Genomic DNA, 14,835 nt, shown 5'->3' with positions numbered 1-14,835 from the left:
TATGATATTACTAGGCTTATTTTTTTTGAAAGCGTTACGTGTTCTCGTATGAAAAATAATAGTATTATGAGTCAAGTTGACGGAAATACCGATTTGTTTTTCGGTCCTGATTTCCGTTTCTATAGTCATCAATATATTGTCTGAAGTTCCAAGATTGTAAAAACTTATTTGCGGCGTTATAACCAGAATTGTAAAGCCACTCTTTTTCTTCCTTTGTTAACTCAAAGTTTGTACTTGTAATGGATCCTGTTGGAATTGTAATCGTTCTTGCTTTTGATTCCTTATCTAAATGACGTAAATCATGGGCTTGCATCATCGTTTTAAAAAGTCCTTTGAACATGGAGATAGGCTCGTTATAATGGGCAGGGTCAGCTTGAATCTCATCTTTTACGAAATGAAATCCAAATGTTGGCCAGCGAGGAGAGGAAGGTGAGTCGAAAATCCAAATAGGGTAATTGCTTAAAATCCCTCCATCAACCATATAACAAGGTTGCTTCCATTTAGGGGTTCTCCATTTTACCGGTTCAAAGAAGAAGGGGATTGTACTACTCATTCTTACAGCTTTAGCAATAGAGAAGCGATAATTTAAAAATCCGTAGTTTGGTAAGTCATCAGGAAAGATAACCATTTTACCATTACTTATATCAGAAGCGATAATTTTAAGCTTATTTAAATCAGGTAAATCTGTAAATAAGTGAACTCCTTTTTTGCGAAGTAATTCTTCAATCCATTCTTCTATAAATATATTAGAGTAAATACCAAGAGTAGTCCATGCGCTTAATCCTTTTCCGATTAAGGGGATTCTGTCAATAAAGGTTCTCTTCGTAAATTTATTATAATCGATATCAGTTATAATCGTTTTTAACTCTGAACAAGAATATCCTGCTGCTAGGAGCGCAGCGATAATGGAACCAGCTGATGTTCCAGCTACACGTTCCCATTCATAGCCTTTTTCAGCTAACGCGCAAATTGCCCCTACATGTGCAATCCCGCGTACACCGCCTCCTTCAAAAACACCATCAATCTTCATCAATCATACTTCCTTTCGAATAAAAGATTTGAAAATGGCAAAAAAGCACGTATTGTACGTGCTTCTTTACAATAGTTTTTAAATTTACTAGCAGCCTACAAAGCCGCCCCAACAGCTAGCTCCGATGATGATTAGAAGGATAAATAAAACGATTAATAAAGCGAAACCTCCATAACCACATCCACCACAACTACCGCCGTAACCGTAACCGCTGCAACTATATCCGTAACCCATGTGGAATTCCTCCTTAAATTAAAAATAAAAATGAACGAGGGGAAAATGTACTGGAAGAAATAATGAACTATCGTGTTTGTAGGAACAATGTATACTATGCTTTTTTTAACTTGTTCGCGTATGGAGGAAGAGCCCGTTTTTTTGGAGGCTTGTTGTTTTTACAAAGAATGGAGTATAATTTTTGTGCGATGATACAAATAAGTATGTAAATATAAGGAGAATTTATGAATAAACAAATTGAAGTATTAATTGATAAATATGGGCTGACACATTTAAAAGAGGAACTTATTCATACTGTATTTCCTTGTGTAAAAGTTGTGCCAAAGCAGGAGGAAACAGTTGCGGTAGGTAGTTCGAAAATGGGAGGAGTTCCTGACTTGCCAGCTACATTTGAATACCCGATGCACAAAGGAAATCCATTACAGTTTATCGCTCAATTTAATTTAAATGATTTACAAAATGTTGGTATGGATCACAATCTTCCTAAGACAGGGATGTTATATTTTTTCAGCATTGAAAATTACTTTGAAGAAGATGTGAATCCAACTGAAGCGGGGCGTGTACTTTATTATGAAGTTCCTGTAGAGCAATTACGAAGGGCAGATGAATTGCAAACAAATTATAACCAGTGTGCAACTACTTTTGAACTGATATATAAATTGCCAGAGCTTTTCATTGAAGATGAGGCTGATTCAGACCGTTTCTTACAATTACTTGAAGAACTAATCCCAGACAACTACGATAACCATCAAATGTTTGGTGAGCCATTCTCTGTACAAGAGGAAGTATTATATGAGACAGGAGAATATATGGGGATAGACCCGCAGCAAATGACGCTTTTATTCCAAATCGATTCAGATACTAAAAATTGTAATATGATGTGGGGAGATTTAGGAATGCTTTATTTCTGTATTGGAAATGAAGACTTAAAAAATCGACGTTTTGAAAATACGTGTTGTGTATTACAAACTTGTTAATGAAAAAGGTTGTTCTTGTAAAAAGAACAACCTTTTTACAATGTTAAATATGCATAATCTCATATGACCTATACGAAAAAGTATTGTATACTCTGAAACTATACGATACTTTTTCGTATAGTTATAGAATGTAAGGAGTGACGAGATGGGAAAGACAAGTAAGTATGTGACAGCTGCCGCACTTTGTTCAACTATAGTAATGGGGGGCTTACACGCGTCATCTGTATCTTATGCAGCTACGAATCCAACTGTAGCGACATCACAATCAGATGTAAAGTTGTTAAATGATTTCAGAAAAGAATTAAAAAAACAGATTGATAATCGAGAAGAAAATATTACAATCACATATAAAACAAAAGATAGAAATGCTAGAAATATTATGGACCAATTGTATGGCGAATTTAATAAAATTGTAGATGCAGATGAGTATGTAAAATATAATGTAGCGTCTACTAGATATTCTATTAAAGGGTTACCAGGAAACTATACGTTTACACTGCAAGTGAAATACCGTGAATCAAAAGAGCAAACACAATATGTAAAATCTCAGGCAAAAGCAATTATCGGTTCAATTGTAAAACCAGGGATGGATGAGAATGAGAAAGTAAAAGCTATTCATGATTACGTTGTAAAACACGTATCTTATGATACGTCTTATCAAGCGTATACAGCATATGAAGCGTTAGCGAACCGTTCTGCCGTTTGCCAAGGATATACGTTATTAACGTATGAATTGCTAAAAGAAGCGGGTATCCAAAATCATATTGTAACAGGTACAGGAAATGGACAAGCTCACGCATGGAATTTAGTAAACATTGAAAACAAGTGGTATCATCTTGATACGACATTTGACGATCCAGTGCCAGATAAAGCTGGGCGCGTAACATATTCATATTTTAATATGTCTGATGAGCAATTAAGTAAAGATCATGAATGGGATCGTAGTAAATATCCAGCAGCAACTACAAGTTACTTTAATGAATTAACAAACAAAATAAAAGCTGGTAGTTCGAAAACCCCCGTATACGAGCAAATGTTAAAAGATACTAATTTAAAATATTTATCAGCACAATATGGGGCTGAAAATTATAATGAATTTAAGCAAAAGTTGCAGCAACAATTCGCTTCTAAGCCAGAAAAAGTAGAAGTACGATATAAGCAGTCTATGGATGGAACAATGCAAGATATAAAAAAAGTGTTAAATGAAATAAATTGGCCAAAAGGTGCCAAGCGTGTATCTTATCAAGTAGCACCATATAGTGCAATGGCAGATTATTCATTAGCGACAATTACATTTACTTATTAATTAAGAAGAGCATCTTGGAAAGGTGCTCTTTTTATTATGTATCACTCCAAAAAACAGAATTGTGTGATAAAATATAAAAAGGAAGGATGTGGGATTTGAATGAATTTGTTCGAAAGTAATATTTTTACATTGATATATACTTGTTTAGTAATCGGACTTATCGTTTTGTTTTTCCTATCATTTACTTTGTTCCTTAGAAGATTATTGCAAAGCAGCGCTGCAAAAAAACAACAAGTGATGCATATGAATCAGAAGCTAGATCGAATGATTGAATTGCTTGAAAAAGATAAGAAATAGCGATAGAAGATGTATGAAAAGGAGAAGCGGATGGCTAATTATATAAAAAAATTACGTGAAAAAGTAGGGCACGACTGTGTTCTCATAAACTTTGCGGGTGGTTGTGTGTTGAATGAACATGGAGAAGTATTACTGCAAAAAAGAGGTGATTTTAACGCTTGGGGATTTCCTGGCGGTGCAATGGAAATCGGGGAATCTGCCGCAGAAACTGCGGTTCGAGAAATAAAGGAAGAAACAGGTTATGATGTAGAAATAAATGAGCTTATCGGAGTGTATACAAAATATTTTCAAACATATCCAAATGGAGACAGAGCCCAGTCCATTTTAATATTCTTTTCATTCTCAATTATCGGAGGAGAGAAAAAAGTAGACGGTGATGAAACGTTGGATTTGAAGTTTTTCCCGCTAAACAAAATGCCACCATTGTTTAATCAACAACATGAGGATTGTTTGCAGGACTTACTAGAGAAAAGAGTAGGGATGTATCGTTAATATAAAAAAAGAAGCTAATGGGATTAGCTTCTTTTTTTATATTGTATTTATTTCCACCAATCATCAAACATTGATGCTGGAACTTGTCTCTTATGTTCACTTACTTTGTAACGCTTCTCAATCTTCTCAGCAACATCAGCTGGAACTGCTTTACCTTCTAAATAGTCATCTAATTGATCATACGTAATACCTAACTCTGTTTCATCAGCTTGACCTGGTTTTTCATCTAATAAATCAGCTGTTGGCATCTTTAAGTAAAGTCGCTCGTCCGCACCTAATTCTTGTAATAGAGCGCGTCCTTGACGTTTTGTTAATCCAGTTAATGGTAATAGGTCTGCACCACCATCTCCGAATTTTGTGAAGAAGCCCGTTACAGCCTCTGCAGCGTGATCTGTTCCAATCACAAGTAATCCTTGTTGACCGCCGATTGCGTACTGCGTAACCATACGAATACGTGCTTTCACGTTACCTTTATTGAAATCAGTTAATGATTCACCCAATAAGTTTTCGTATTGATTTGAGAAAGCATCAACTGTTGAAGCGATATCAAATGCAACAGATTGATCCGCTTGAATAAATTGTAATGCTAATTGCGCATCATCTTCATCTTTTTGCACTTTATAAGGTAGGCGCACAGCGATAAACGTTGCGTTACCACCTTCATTACGAATTTCCTCCACTGCAAGCTGAGCTAAACGTCCAGCTAATGTAGAGTCTTGTCCGCCACTAATTCCAAGTACAAATCCTTTCGCACCCGTTTTTTTTACATAATCTTTTAAGAAATCAACACGTTTACGGATTTCTGCTTTCGGATCAATTACAGGCTGAACATGTAATGCTGTCATAATCTGTTCTTGTAATGTCATTATGTTTCCTCCTATTCGTATTAAAGCGGTAAATAAGTTTATATGTATATTGGTACATACTTCTATCCTTTATTATTTCGCAAAACTAACGAATATACAATAGGATGCGTGTATGAATATGAATGTAGTCATTATAATGAAACTGCTTCGTTTAAGCAATTTTTTTGAAACCTTTCAATAATGTAAGGTTTTTGTCATTTGAATCGATGGAAGGTATTTCCGTACTTTACTAATATAAGAACATAGTTAGTAGAAGGGCGGAGAAGTAATATGAATATTAGAGAACTCGCATATCGGAATGTGACGCGAAATAGACGAACATATTCAGCGTATTTTTTAAGTAGTGCATTTGCTATTATGGCCTTTTTTGTGTATTCATTTTTTGCGTTTCATCCAGCATTAAGTGCTGGAGAATTGGGCCAGTACGTGTTCGTAAGTATGTCTTTTGCACAGTCCATTATTTACTTATTTACATTTTTCTTTATTTTATATTCGATGGGAATGTTTTTAAAAACGAGAAAGCGTGAATTAGGAATTTTAATGATGTTAGGTATGACGAAATATCAATTAAAGCGTCTTATCTTCTTTGAAAATATTATGATTGGGATAGGGGCAATTGTTTTTGGAATTCTTGCAGGAATGTTATTTTCTGGAATATTAATATTTGTAGCTCCGATGATATTAAAATTAGATATTTCCTTAGCCTATTACATACCAATGAAAGCAATTATTGTAACGAGTATTATGTTTTTCATATTATTTATAATTATTTCATTGTTTAGTGCAGGAATGATTCAAAAAAATAAAATTATGAAATTGTTTAGAGGGTCAGCAGAAGCGAAGCCGGAACCGAAAGCATCTATTATTTCTTCTATATTAGCGGTCATATTGCTTAGTGCCGGATATGCAGGAGCGCTTATGTCACACGGCGCAATGGTATTTATCATGATGATTCCAGTTACAACGGTAGTCATTATTGGTACGTACTTGCTGTACAAGCAGTTGAGTGTCTTTATTATTAGACTATGTAAAAAAAGTAAACGTTTCTATTGGACACAGACAAATATTATTACGTTGTCAGATTTAGCTTACCGTATGAGAGATAACGCAAGAATGTTCTTTATTGTAACCATTATTTCAACTGTAGCGTTTTCAGCAATAGGTACATTAGTTGGTTTCGCATCAATGATGAAAGGAATTATGGAGAGACCAATTGCGTTTCAATACCACTCTAAGCAAGGAAATAGTAATGAATTACAGCATTTGAAGATGATTGATGAAGGATTAAAGAAACATAGTATAGCAGCTTCTAAAACTACTATTTCAACGAAAAAGGCGGAGGAGCAGTCGTTAAGAAGCGCCATTTTCATAAAAGAATCAGATTATGAGGAATATGCGAAATTAACAGGAGAACCATTTCAAACTGTAGCAAATAAAGAAGTTTTATTTTTGTTTGTCGATATACCAGGACCACCAATGAAAGAAAGAAAAGAAATTACTTTACCACATTTGAACGATCCTTTAAAAGTGAAAAAAGTTAATACTTCTTCATTAAGTAAAATACTAAGAGGTAACGTTTATGTAATCTCTAAAAATCAATATGATGCATTACAAGATGGATTTAAAGAGGAAAAAGATTATGTGTACAAAACAGAAGGAATGAAAGATGAAATTGAGGTTGGTAAAGAACTTACTCATCAGATGAAGCCTTATGAAGAACATGCAACGTTTAGTGCAGAAGAGTACGAACAAAACCAAAGTTTACAAATCGCAGGACCAATTTTATTTGTAGGTTTCTTTATTGGTATTGTATTTTTCGTATGTGCAGGAAGCTTCCTTTACTTCCGTTTGTTTTCTGATTTGGAGGATGACACTCGTTTGTTTGAAATGATTCGAAAAGTAGGCTTAACGAGTGGAGAATTATCGAAAGTAGTTACAATTCGATTGGCACTTTTATTCTTCGTTCCAATAGGTGTTGCAACATTACATGGGGCAGTAGCGTTAACTGCACTGGGACAGATGTTTGAGTACTCATTATTTAAAGAAAATATGATTGTATTAAGTATTTTCGTAGGAATTCAAGTTGTATATTTCTTACTGATACAATCTCGTTATTTAAAACAATTGAAAGAGAGATTACGTATTCGTTAAATGTGTTTTTTTAACTTGAGTACAAAAATTTCTAAAAAGAGGCAGGTATTACCAAAAAGTGATAAAATGGAAAGAGCGAGGTGGAAAAAAATAATAGAAAGTAAGGGGGGAGTAATATGAAAGCAACAGGAATTATTCGAAAAGTAGACGAATTAGGACGAATTGTTATTCCTAAAGAGTTACGAGAAGTATTAGGGATCCAAATCAAATCACCACTTGAAATTTTCGTAGAAGCAGATAAAGTCATTTTACAAAAATATCAACCTTACAATGCTTGTCAAATAACAGGTGATGTTTCAGATCAAAACATATCATTAGCAAATGGAAACATTACTGTTAGTATAGATGGAGCGAAACATTTAATAAAAGAAATAGAGAAGTTTTTAAACAAGAGTGAGGTTTAGTCTTAATTTATATTATTTTTTAAATTTCATATCATTCTTTAAAAACTATAAAAGGACCATTAAATTGGTCCTTTTATTTTGGTTATTAGTTGTACCAATCGGATTTTTGGTGCTTAAAAATTACGAGATAAATCAAAGAGTAGTATAAAATTAGTAAGCTATATTGAGAAATATTTTTAAGGAAGGAAAAAGAAGCAAATAAAACGAATGTTACATTTAAACGTTTTCAAAAGTGGTCTGAAATGAAAATAATATATTTTCAGGAGGGATTACGATGAGGAACAGTAGTACAGCGAATAAACAAAAAGGTATACAATTGATTCCTTTTACAGTAGACAAGGTGATTGAACAAGTAAATGAAATTCCACCAGGTGTACAACTCATCCATGCTCCACAAGTATGGGAGAAGAGTGCGAAAGGAAAAGATATTGTCGTTGCCGTATTAGATACAGGGTGTGATATGAATCATATAGATTTAAAGGATCGCATTATCGGCGGAAGAAATTTCACGAAAGATTACGAAGGGGATCCAAATGTTTATCTTGATAACAACGGACATGGTACTCATGTAGCGGGGACAATTGCAGCGACTGAAAATGGTGTCGGTGTTTTAGGAGTGGCACCACTTGCTAAAATGCTAGTGTTAAAGGTTTTAGCGGGAGATGGTTCTGGGAGTTATGAGCAAATTATTGAGGCGATTCATTATGCTGTAAATTGGAGAGGGCCTAATAAAGAAAGAGTTAGAGTCATTTCCATGTCACTTGGTGGCCCGCAAGACGTTCCGGAATTACATGAAGCAATTCAAAATGCGGTAAGACATGATGTTCTCGTTGTATGTGCTGCTGGAAATAATGGAGATTGCGATGATAACACGGAGGAGCTAGACTTCCCAGGTGCTTATTCTGAGGTAATTGAAGTTGGTGCTGTTAATTTAGAACGGAAAATCGCATGTTTTAGTAATTCAAATCAAGAAATCGATTTAGTGGCGCCAGGCGATGGAATATTATCTACGTATCCTGAAGGGAAATATGCTGTATTAAGTGGTACTTCTATGGCGACACCGCATGTTGCTGGAGCGCTGGCCTTACTCATTAAGCAGTGTGAGAGAGAATATGGTAGAAAGTTATCAGAGCCAGAAATATATGCACAACTTATTAAAAGAACTGTACCTTTAGGGTATGAACGTACATCTGAAGGTAATGGATTAATAGATTTATTAAAAGAATAGCAAATACTAAAAAAACATCTCCTATTCATAGGAGATGTTTTTTTAGTATGGTTTTGTTGCATGTACTGGGGAATCTAGTATTTAATTTTTTTTTACGAAATGTATATTAGGCTGGTGGTTATGCCGTACGTCTGTTCATAAAATTATAAAAGGTACATAGAACTGGCATCGTAACAACGAAAACCGCTATAAGGTTAGAGGAGGTATATACTGATGATATATCAAGCTATCCAGCAGTTAATTGATCGTGCTATTGAAGTTCAATTAATTGAAAAAGAAGATGAAATATATACAAGGAATCAAATCCTTTCCTTACTTCGTTTAGATGACTTTGTAGTGGAAGCGTCAGCGCCCGCACCCGCACCCGCAAAGAAAGCAATTTCGGAGTTATTGGAAGAGTTAATTGAATATGCTTGTATGCATAAAGTCATTGAGGCAGTAATGGACGAGAAGGAGATTTTAGCAAGTGCAATTATGGATGTTTTTATGTCCAAACCGTCCGTTATCAATTCTCTATTTTATGAAAAATACGAACAAAATCCGAAGGCTGCGACAAATTACTTCTATGAGTTAAGTAAAAACAGCAACTATATCCAAATGAAGCAAATTGCCAAAAATATAAATTATAAAGTAAATACGGAATATGGTGCCATTGATATAACGATTAACTTATCAAAACCGGAAAAAGACCCGAAACAAATTGCTAGAGAAAGAGTGTTGGAAAGTACAAATTATCCAAAATGTTTACTCTGTATAGAGAATGAAGGATATAGGGGCAGAATTGGACACCCTGCACGATCGAATCATCGTATGATTCGTATGAACCTTACAGATGAAAGCTGGTTTCTACAGTATTCTCCGTATATATACTTTAATGAACACTGTATTGTATTGTCCTCAGAACACCGGGATATGAAAATTGACCGTCAAACATTTTTACGTTTGTTAAAATTCGTAGAAAAATTCCCACATTATTTCCTTGGTTCCAATGCAGATTTGCCAATTGTAGGAGGGTCCATTCTAACACATGACCACTATCAAGGTGGAAACTATGAATTTGCTATGGCAAATGCATCAAACGACCTAATTTTTGAACTAACTTTCGAGAAATGCAATGTTCTATTATTAAATGGCCTATGTCAGTTATTCGCTTAAGAAGTAAAGACATAGAACAAATAGTAAATGCAGGGGAGTACATATTAGAGAGGTGGAAGGGATATAGTTATCCATCTGTTAATATATTTGCATTTACGAATGATGTTCCACATAATACGATAACTCCGATTGCTCGTTACCGGAATAGTATGTACGAATTGGATCTTGTTTTGCGGAATAATCGTATAAGTGAAGAACATCCGCTAGGTATTTTCCACCCTCATGCGGAAATACAACATATTAAAAAGGAAAATATCGGACTGATTGAAGTAATGGGGTTAGCTGTACTTCCGGCGCGTTTAAAAACAGAACTTCAGGAAGTGGAAAAATTCTTACTTAACATTCCAAGTGATATTCCAACGCCTCATATACGATGGGCAGAACAATTAAAAATCAAATATGACAATCGGATACATGAACACAATGTACAGGAGATTATAAGAGAAGAAGTGGGACGGAAATTTATACAGGCGCTTGAAGATGCTGGTGTTTTTAAACGAGATGACGAAGGGATATCGGCATTTAAACGTTTTATTCAGACCTTAAATTAGGAATGGACTTAGTAGTTATAGTAATTACAAAATGACCTAATTATATGATAAGGGAGGTAATAATATGGAGGAGTGTGAGCATAAGCAACTACAGGAATTGAAACAGGTAGGTGGCCCTATATTAATGGTGTGTATAAAATGTAATCAAATTATTAAAGTAAAAAAGAATTAAACGCATGTATTTCTAGTGTGTGATGAACAAAGTCCTCATTGATTAAAGTTTTACTGTATGAAAAGAATAGAAAAACTAAAAAAACATCCCATATTCATGTGGGATGTTTTTTTAGTATGGTTCTGTCGCATGTATTACGACATCTAATAAACCGGGGAATCTAGCATTTAAGTCATCTTCACGAATTGAAATGAAACGTTGTGTGCCTTCAAGGCGTGTATACATAACACCGGATTCACGTAAAACCTTGAAATGGTGAGATAAAGTTGATTTCGCAATTGGAATGTTTAACGCACCACAAGATTGTTCATTTTTCTCTAGTAGCATAGTTACAATTTGTAAACGAATTTGATCGCTAAGTGCGTATAAGACAGAAGAGAATTGAATTTCTTCTCGATTTGGATGATAGAGAGTACGCATTTTTTCACCTGCTTGTATAAGTTCATATATTTGCACTATAACATACAAAGTGCTATATTTCTATTGTTCGAATATATTCGAACAATAGAAATATAGGGGGAGAAAAAATGAAGTATATAAAATTGCAAAAGGCAGGACTTAATATTTCAAAGTTGGGGCTAGGAACAAACGCTGTAGGGGGACATAATTTATATGCTGATGTGAATGAGGGAGAAGGAAAACAATTAATTGAAGAAGCTATTCAGCAAGGGATTACATTTTTTGATACAGCAGATTCATACGGATTCGGTAGATCAGAGGAATTGGTAGGGGAAGTATTGAAAGGAAAACGCCACGAAGTTGTACTTGCTACAAAAGGTGGAATACAGCCGTTATTAAATGGAGAAGTTTATATTAATAATGAACCAAGCTATTTAAGAAATGCTGTGGAAAATAGCTTAAGAAGATTACAGACTGATTATATTGATTTATATTATTTACATTTTACAAATCCTGAAACAAGTTACATAGATTCAATTGGAGAGCTTAATCGCCTAAAAGAAGAAGGGAAAATTCGTTCAATTGGAATATCTAACGTTAATGTAGAGCGATTAAAAGAAGCGAATCAGCACGGACATATAGATGTTGTACAATCACCATATAATATGTTAGATCGTAATGCTGGGGAAGAACTTTTGCCGTATTGTATAGAAACAAGTATTTCATTTATTCCGTATGGGCCTCTTGCCTTTGGGATACTAGGTGGGAAATATACAGAAGATTTTAAATTGAACGAAGGGGATTGGCGTCAAAGTGTAAATCTCTTTGAAGAAAATACATACAAAAGTAACTTTAAGAAAGTAGAAATGTTAAAAGGCTTAGCTAAAGAAATGAATCTTGAAGTATCGCATTTAGCTTTAGCGTGGCTTCTAAACAAAAAAGGAATTGATACTGTTATTCCTGGTGGGAAACGAGCGGAGCAAATAAGAGAAAGTGTAAGAGCGGTGGAAGTTTCATTGAATGAAAAGGTTATGAAAGAGATTGAATCTATTTTAGAAGCTTAGTTAAAAAGAGGGGTAGTTCCCTCTTTTTATATAAAAGGAGAAGATTTAAATGAAAAGAGTACTAGCTGTATTCTTTACGATAATGTTTATGATTGGTACAGATACTTTCTTAATTTCACCACTTTTACCGACATTACAACAGGTATATCATGTTTCAACTGAGTTGTCAGGGTGGATGGTAAGTTCATATGCTTTAGGATACGCTGGATTTGCACTTATTGCTGGTCCTATATCAGATGGCTTAAACAGAAAAAAAGTGATGGTAATAGGAATGAGTTTTTTTGCGTTAAGTACGTTTTTATGTGGAATGGCACCGGGTTTTCTATGGATGCTAGCATTTAGATTTTTAGCAGGTGTAAGTGCAGCCTTTGTATCTCCACAAGTGTGGGCATCTATTCCGCTCCTTATAGAGAAGGAGCAAATTGTAAAGGCGATTGGGATTGCAACAGCAGGGTTATCAATCTCTCAAATTTTAGGTCTACCAGTAGGGTCGTATGTAGCAATGATACACTATACTACACCATTCTTCGTCATTGGTATATTATCAGCACTACTTGTCATTCTTATTTATGTAGTATTACCAGAAATACAACCGGTTCATATAGGTGGAAATAAAACAAATATCTTAAAACGCTATAAACAATTACTTACAGATTCAAAGGTTTCACTTTCTTATTTTGCATATTTTGTTTTTCAAACTGGTAATTTTGCTGCATTTTCATTCTTTGGCGTATGGCTTTCCATTCAATTTGGCTTACAAATTCATGAAATAGGAACAGCTATGCTCATATTAGGATTAGGGAATTTAACTGGGAATATTTTTGGTCCTAGAATCGTAAATAAAATTGGTTATAACCTTTCTTTCTATGGCGGCATTCTATTTACAGCAGTGCTATATGTATTACTTCCTCATGTAAAGAACATTATATTTGTGGAGTTATTATTCTTTGTTTTATTTTTTGTGACAGGAATTTTGTTTGTATTGATGATGAGGCACTTACAAAACATGTCCAGTGTAGCAAGAGGAACAGGAGCAGCTCTTGCTAATGCTTCGATGTATATTGGTCAAATGATAGGAGCGGCAATAGCAGGACTGCTATTTGCTGCATCTCACAATTTTATATTTGTAGGTAGTTTTACTGCTTTCCTATATGTAGTTGCTTTATTATTGTTTAGAAAAAGTGAAAAACTTACTGAAAATCATGAAACAGGAATTGCGTCATAAAGCCTGTTCAAATAAAAAATAGCTGTATTTCTTCGGTTGAGGTGACATCAAATAAAACGAGTACAAGAAGTGCAGTTAGTGTAGCAATGAAAATGTCAGTTGAAAACCAAATATGAAATATATTAAATCAATATTAGAAGAGTAATAATACACGAAGTAGTTTTTAAGTGCAGAAGCTACAGAAAGTAGAGAAATAGTGTATAGGCATTGTAACAAAGTTATGGAGAATCCAAAAATAAAAATCCCTACAAAGATAGGGATTTATATATCGGCATATAGTTCCTTGGAAAAGGATATATGTAGTTTAACATATAGGACTACTTATATTTGTGAAATAGATGTGAAAGTAATGTGAAAAATGCTGAAAGAAAAAACTATTTTAATAGAGGATAATTTAGATTAGGATATGGATTTTACATAAATGCTGTGTTATATTTCTACTTATCTGTTAATAATTACATGTTTTAATTTTATTGGGGATAAAAGGGAGAGGTTTAAATGCAATGGTATTTGAAAGCTCTAAAGAATTATGGGAATTTTAGTGGTAGAGCTACGCGAAAAGAGTACTGGACTTTTAGTTTATCGAATATCGTAATTTTTTGGTTACTGTTATTTTTATCATCATTTTCAGAGGTGTTAGTTGCTATTATTGCGTTGCTATTTATGTTAGTAATGATTATACCAAGTTTTTCGGTTGGTGCACGACGATTGCATGATATTGGGAAAACAGGATGGTGGCAACTATTAAATTTCGTACCGTTTGGTAGCGTTGTTTTACTTGTATTTTTTATCATTGAAAGTGAAGAAAGTGACAATCAATACGGACCAAATCCGCATTCAGATTTAAAAGAAGCGATTTAATAAACCTATTATTAAAATGGTTTGCACGGGCTAATATTATTAAGTGGATCTCTAGGCCTATATGACTTTTGAAACTGTAAAAATGGGAAGAATAAAGGCAGAGAGAATATAGCATGGCAAGAAGAAAAAATTCTAAATAAAAAGCACTGTTTTAGCTAATGTAACTAAAACAGTGCTTTTCTCTTTGATTGAACTGTTGCTGCATTTTCATCATGTATGCCTGCATCTTTAATAATTCGTTGTTTTGCTTTATTTAATAGATGGTCTACTGCTTCACCAAAATAATTAGCTTCGCTTTTTGTGCGGGCTTCTCGTAAACATTTATAGTTTTCTAGCAGTTCCTCTTTTTCAGTGTTTGTTAAGAAATCTTCTATTTTCTTTTTTGTCATACGAAACACCCTTTCTTCTGACAAACGACGCAAT

At 34.2% G+C, this 14,835-nt stretch carries 15 protein-coding genes and 1 pseudogene; 11 read left to right on the top strand and 5 right to left on the bottom strand.

The features are described 5' to 3' along the window. Positions 1–64: 64 nt before the first annotated feature. Positions 65–1,030 (bottom strand): patatin-like phospholipase family protein, encoded by a 966-nt coding sequence (locus QEP67_RS18070; RefSeq protein ID WP_000686811.1) that lies wholly within the window; start codon positions 1,028–1,030, stop codon positions 65–67. Between the two features lie 87 nt (positions 1,031–1,117). Beyond that, a complete protein-coding gene (locus tag QEP67_RS18065) occupies positions 1,118–1,264 on the bottom strand; it encodes a YjcZ family sporulation protein (protein ID WP_000540427.1) in 147 nt (48 codons plus the stop codon). 224 nt (positions 1,265–1,488) lie between these two features. On the opposite strand from QEP67_RS18065, the gene QEP67_RS18060 reads away from it, so the two are divergent. From QEP67_RS18060 to QEP67_RS18045, 4 genes are all read left to right on the top strand, one after another. After that, positions 1,489–2,241 carry a YwqG family protein gene (locus tag QEP67_RS18060; protein ID WP_001041247.1) on the top strand — a complete coding sequence of 251 codons (753 nt, stop codon included), beginning with the start codon at positions 1,489–1,491 and terminating at the stop codon, positions 2,239–2,241. A 199-nt stretch (positions 2,242–2,440) separates the two neighbouring features. Continuing rightward, the gene (locus QEP67_RS18055) at positions 2,441–3,547 is read left to right on the top strand and encodes a transglutaminase domain-containing protein (RefSeq protein WP_353706353.1); all 1,107 of its coding nucleotides are present in this window, start codon (positions 2,441–2,443) and stop codon (positions 3,545–3,547) included. A 99-nt stretch (positions 3,548–3,646) separates the two neighbouring features. After that, positions 3,647–3,844, top strand: coding sequence for a DUF4083 domain-containing protein (locus QEP67_RS18050; RefSeq protein WP_001048106.1), 198 nt, complete (start codon positions 3,647–3,649; stop codon positions 3,842–3,844). Positions 3,845–3,874: 30 nt separating this feature from the next. Continuing rightward, complete coding sequence (locus QEP67_RS18045; protein WP_000035010.1) at positions 3,875–4,336, top strand: NUDIX hydrolase; 462 nt, start codon at positions 3,875–3,877, stop codon at positions 4,334–4,336. 47 nt (positions 4,337–4,383) lie between these two features. Here QEP67_RS18045 and nadE read toward each other — a convergent pair whose 3' ends face one another. Next, entirely contained in the window at positions 4,384–5,202 is an 819-nt protein-coding gene (gene nadE, locus QEP67_RS18040) for an ammonia-dependent NAD(+) synthetase (protein WP_000174908.1), read from the bottom strand. Positions 5,203–5,472: 270 nt separating this feature from the next. Here nadE and QEP67_RS18035 point away from each other — a divergent pair, with 270 nt between their 5' ends. The 4 genes and pseudogenes from QEP67_RS18035 (at position 5,473) to galT (ending at position 10,691) form a co-directional block, all read left to right on the top strand. Beyond that, positions 5,473–7,353 (top strand): ABC transporter permease, encoded by a 1,881-nt coding sequence (locus QEP67_RS18035; RefSeq protein ID WP_048566545.1) that lies wholly within the window; start codon positions 5,473–5,475, stop codon positions 7,351–7,353. A 116-nt stretch (positions 7,354–7,469) separates the two neighbouring features. Then, positions 7,470–7,757, top strand: coding sequence for an AbrB/MazE/SpoVT family DNA-binding domain-containing protein (locus tag QEP67_RS18030; RefSeq protein ID WP_000648283.1), 288 nt, complete (start codon positions 7,470–7,472; stop codon positions 7,755–7,757). Between the two features lie 274 nt (positions 7,758–8,031). Continuing rightward, entirely contained in the window at positions 8,032–8,985 is a 954-nt protein-coding gene (locus tag QEP67_RS18025; protein ID WP_001246218.1) for a serine protease, read from the top strand. Positions 8,986–9,198: 213 nt separating this feature from the next. Further along, positions 9,199–10,691, top strand: a pseudogene (galT, locus tag QEP67_RS18020) (UDP-glucose--hexose-1-phosphate uridylyltransferase). A gap of 283 nt (positions 10,692–10,974) precedes the next feature. Here the strand turns inward: galT and QEP67_RS18015 are convergent. Continuing rightward, entirely contained in the window at positions 10,975–11,283 is a 309-nt protein-coding gene (locus tag QEP67_RS18015; RefSeq protein ID WP_001259916.1) for a helix-turn-helix transcriptional regulator, read from the bottom strand. Between the two features lie 107 nt (positions 11,284–11,390). Here QEP67_RS18015 and QEP67_RS18010 point away from each other — a divergent pair, with 107 nt between their 5' ends. The 3 genes from QEP67_RS18010 (at position 11,391) to QEP67_RS18000 (ending at position 14,412) form a co-directional block, all read left to right on the top strand. Then, positions 11,391–12,326 (top strand): aldo/keto reductase, encoded by a 936-nt coding sequence (locus QEP67_RS18010; protein ID WP_048566543.1) that lies wholly within the window; start codon positions 11,391–11,393, stop codon positions 12,324–12,326. 49 nt (positions 12,327–12,375) lie between these two features. Further along, complete coding sequence (locus QEP67_RS18005) at positions 12,376–13,551, top strand: MFS transporter (protein ID WP_075311021.1); 1,176 nt, start codon at positions 12,376–12,378, stop codon at positions 13,549–13,551. 498 nt (positions 13,552–14,049) lie between these two features. After that, complete coding sequence (locus QEP67_RS18000) at positions 14,050–14,412, top strand: DUF805 domain-containing protein (RefSeq protein WP_061671837.1); 363 nt, start codon at positions 14,050–14,052, stop codon at positions 14,410–14,412. A gap of 164 nt (positions 14,413–14,576) precedes the next feature. On the opposite strand, the gene QEP67_RS17995 is transcribed toward QEP67_RS18000, so the two are convergent. Beyond that, positions 14,577–14,801 carry a hypothetical protein gene (locus QEP67_RS17995; protein WP_000162604.1) on the bottom strand — a complete coding sequence of 75 codons (225 nt, stop codon included), beginning with the start codon at positions 14,799–14,801 and terminating at the stop codon, positions 14,577–14,579. Positions 14,802–14,835 lie beyond the last annotated feature (34 nt).

Source organism: Bacillus cereus group sp. MS39, from assembly GCF_040448665.1.
In the GTDB taxonomy this organism is placed as follows: domain Bacteria; phylum Bacillota; class Bacilli; order Bacillales; family Bacillaceae_G; genus Bacillus_A; species Bacillus_A wiedmannii.
This window is presented reverse-complemented; position numbering and strand designations above follow the sequence as displayed.

Excerpts from the sequence above, each read along its gene's own strand:
- QEP67_RS17995 (WP_000162604.1), bottom strand. The coding sequence starts at position 14,801 with ATGACAAAAAAGAAAATAGAAGATTTCTTAACAAACACTGAAAAAGAG.
- QEP67_RS18035 (WP_048566545.1), top strand. The coding sequence starts at position 5,473 with ATGAATATTAGAGAACTCGCATATCGGAATGTGACGCGAAATAGACGA.
- QEP67_RS18005 (WP_075311021.1), top strand. The coding sequence starts at position 12,376 with ATGAAAAGAGTACTAGCTGTATTCTTTACGATAATGTTTATGATTGGT.
- QEP67_RS18070 (WP_000686811.1), bottom strand. The coding sequence starts at position 1,030 with ATGAAGATTGATGGTGTTTTTGAAGGAGGCGGTGTACGCGGGATTGCA.
- QEP67_RS18000 (WP_061671837.1), top strand. The coding sequence starts at position 14,050 with ATGCAATGGTATTTGAAAGCTCTAAAGAATTATGGGAATTTTAGTGGT.
- QEP67_RS18015 (WP_001259916.1), bottom strand. The coding sequence starts at position 11,283 with ATGCGTACTCTCTATCATCCAAATCGAGAAGAAATTCAATTCTCTTCT.
- QEP67_RS18045 (WP_000035010.1), top strand. The coding sequence starts at position 3,875 with ATGGCTAATTATATAAAAAAATTACGTGAAAAAGTAGGGCACGACTGT.
- QEP67_RS18025 (WP_001246218.1), top strand. The coding sequence starts at position 8,032 with ATGAGGAACAGTAGTACAGCGAATAAACAAAAAGGTATACAATTGATT.
- QEP67_RS18030 (WP_000648283.1), top strand. The coding sequence starts at position 7,470 with ATGAAAGCAACAGGAATTATTCGAAAAGTAGACGAATTAGGACGAATT.
- QEP67_RS18050 (WP_001048106.1), top strand. The coding sequence starts at position 3,647 with ATGAATTTGTTCGAAAGTAATATTTTTACATTGATATATACTTGTTTA.
- QEP67_RS18010 (WP_048566543.1), top strand. The coding sequence starts at position 11,391 with ATGAAGTATATAAAATTGCAAAAGGCAGGACTTAATATTTCAAAGTTG.
- QEP67_RS18065 (WP_000540427.1), bottom strand. The coding sequence starts at position 1,264 with ATGGGTTACGGATATAGTTGCAGCGGTTACGGTTACGGCGGTAGTTGT.
- QEP67_RS18055 (WP_353706353.1), top strand. The coding sequence starts at position 2,441 with ATGGGGGGCTTACACGCGTCATCTGTATCTTATGCAGCTACGAATCCA.
- nadE (WP_000174908.1), bottom strand. The coding sequence starts at position 5,202 with ATGACATTACAAGAACAGATTATGACAGCATTACATGTTCAGCCTGTA.
- QEP67_RS18060 (WP_001041247.1), top strand. The coding sequence starts at position 1,489 with ATGAATAAACAAATTGAAGTATTAATTGATAAATATGGGCTGACACAT.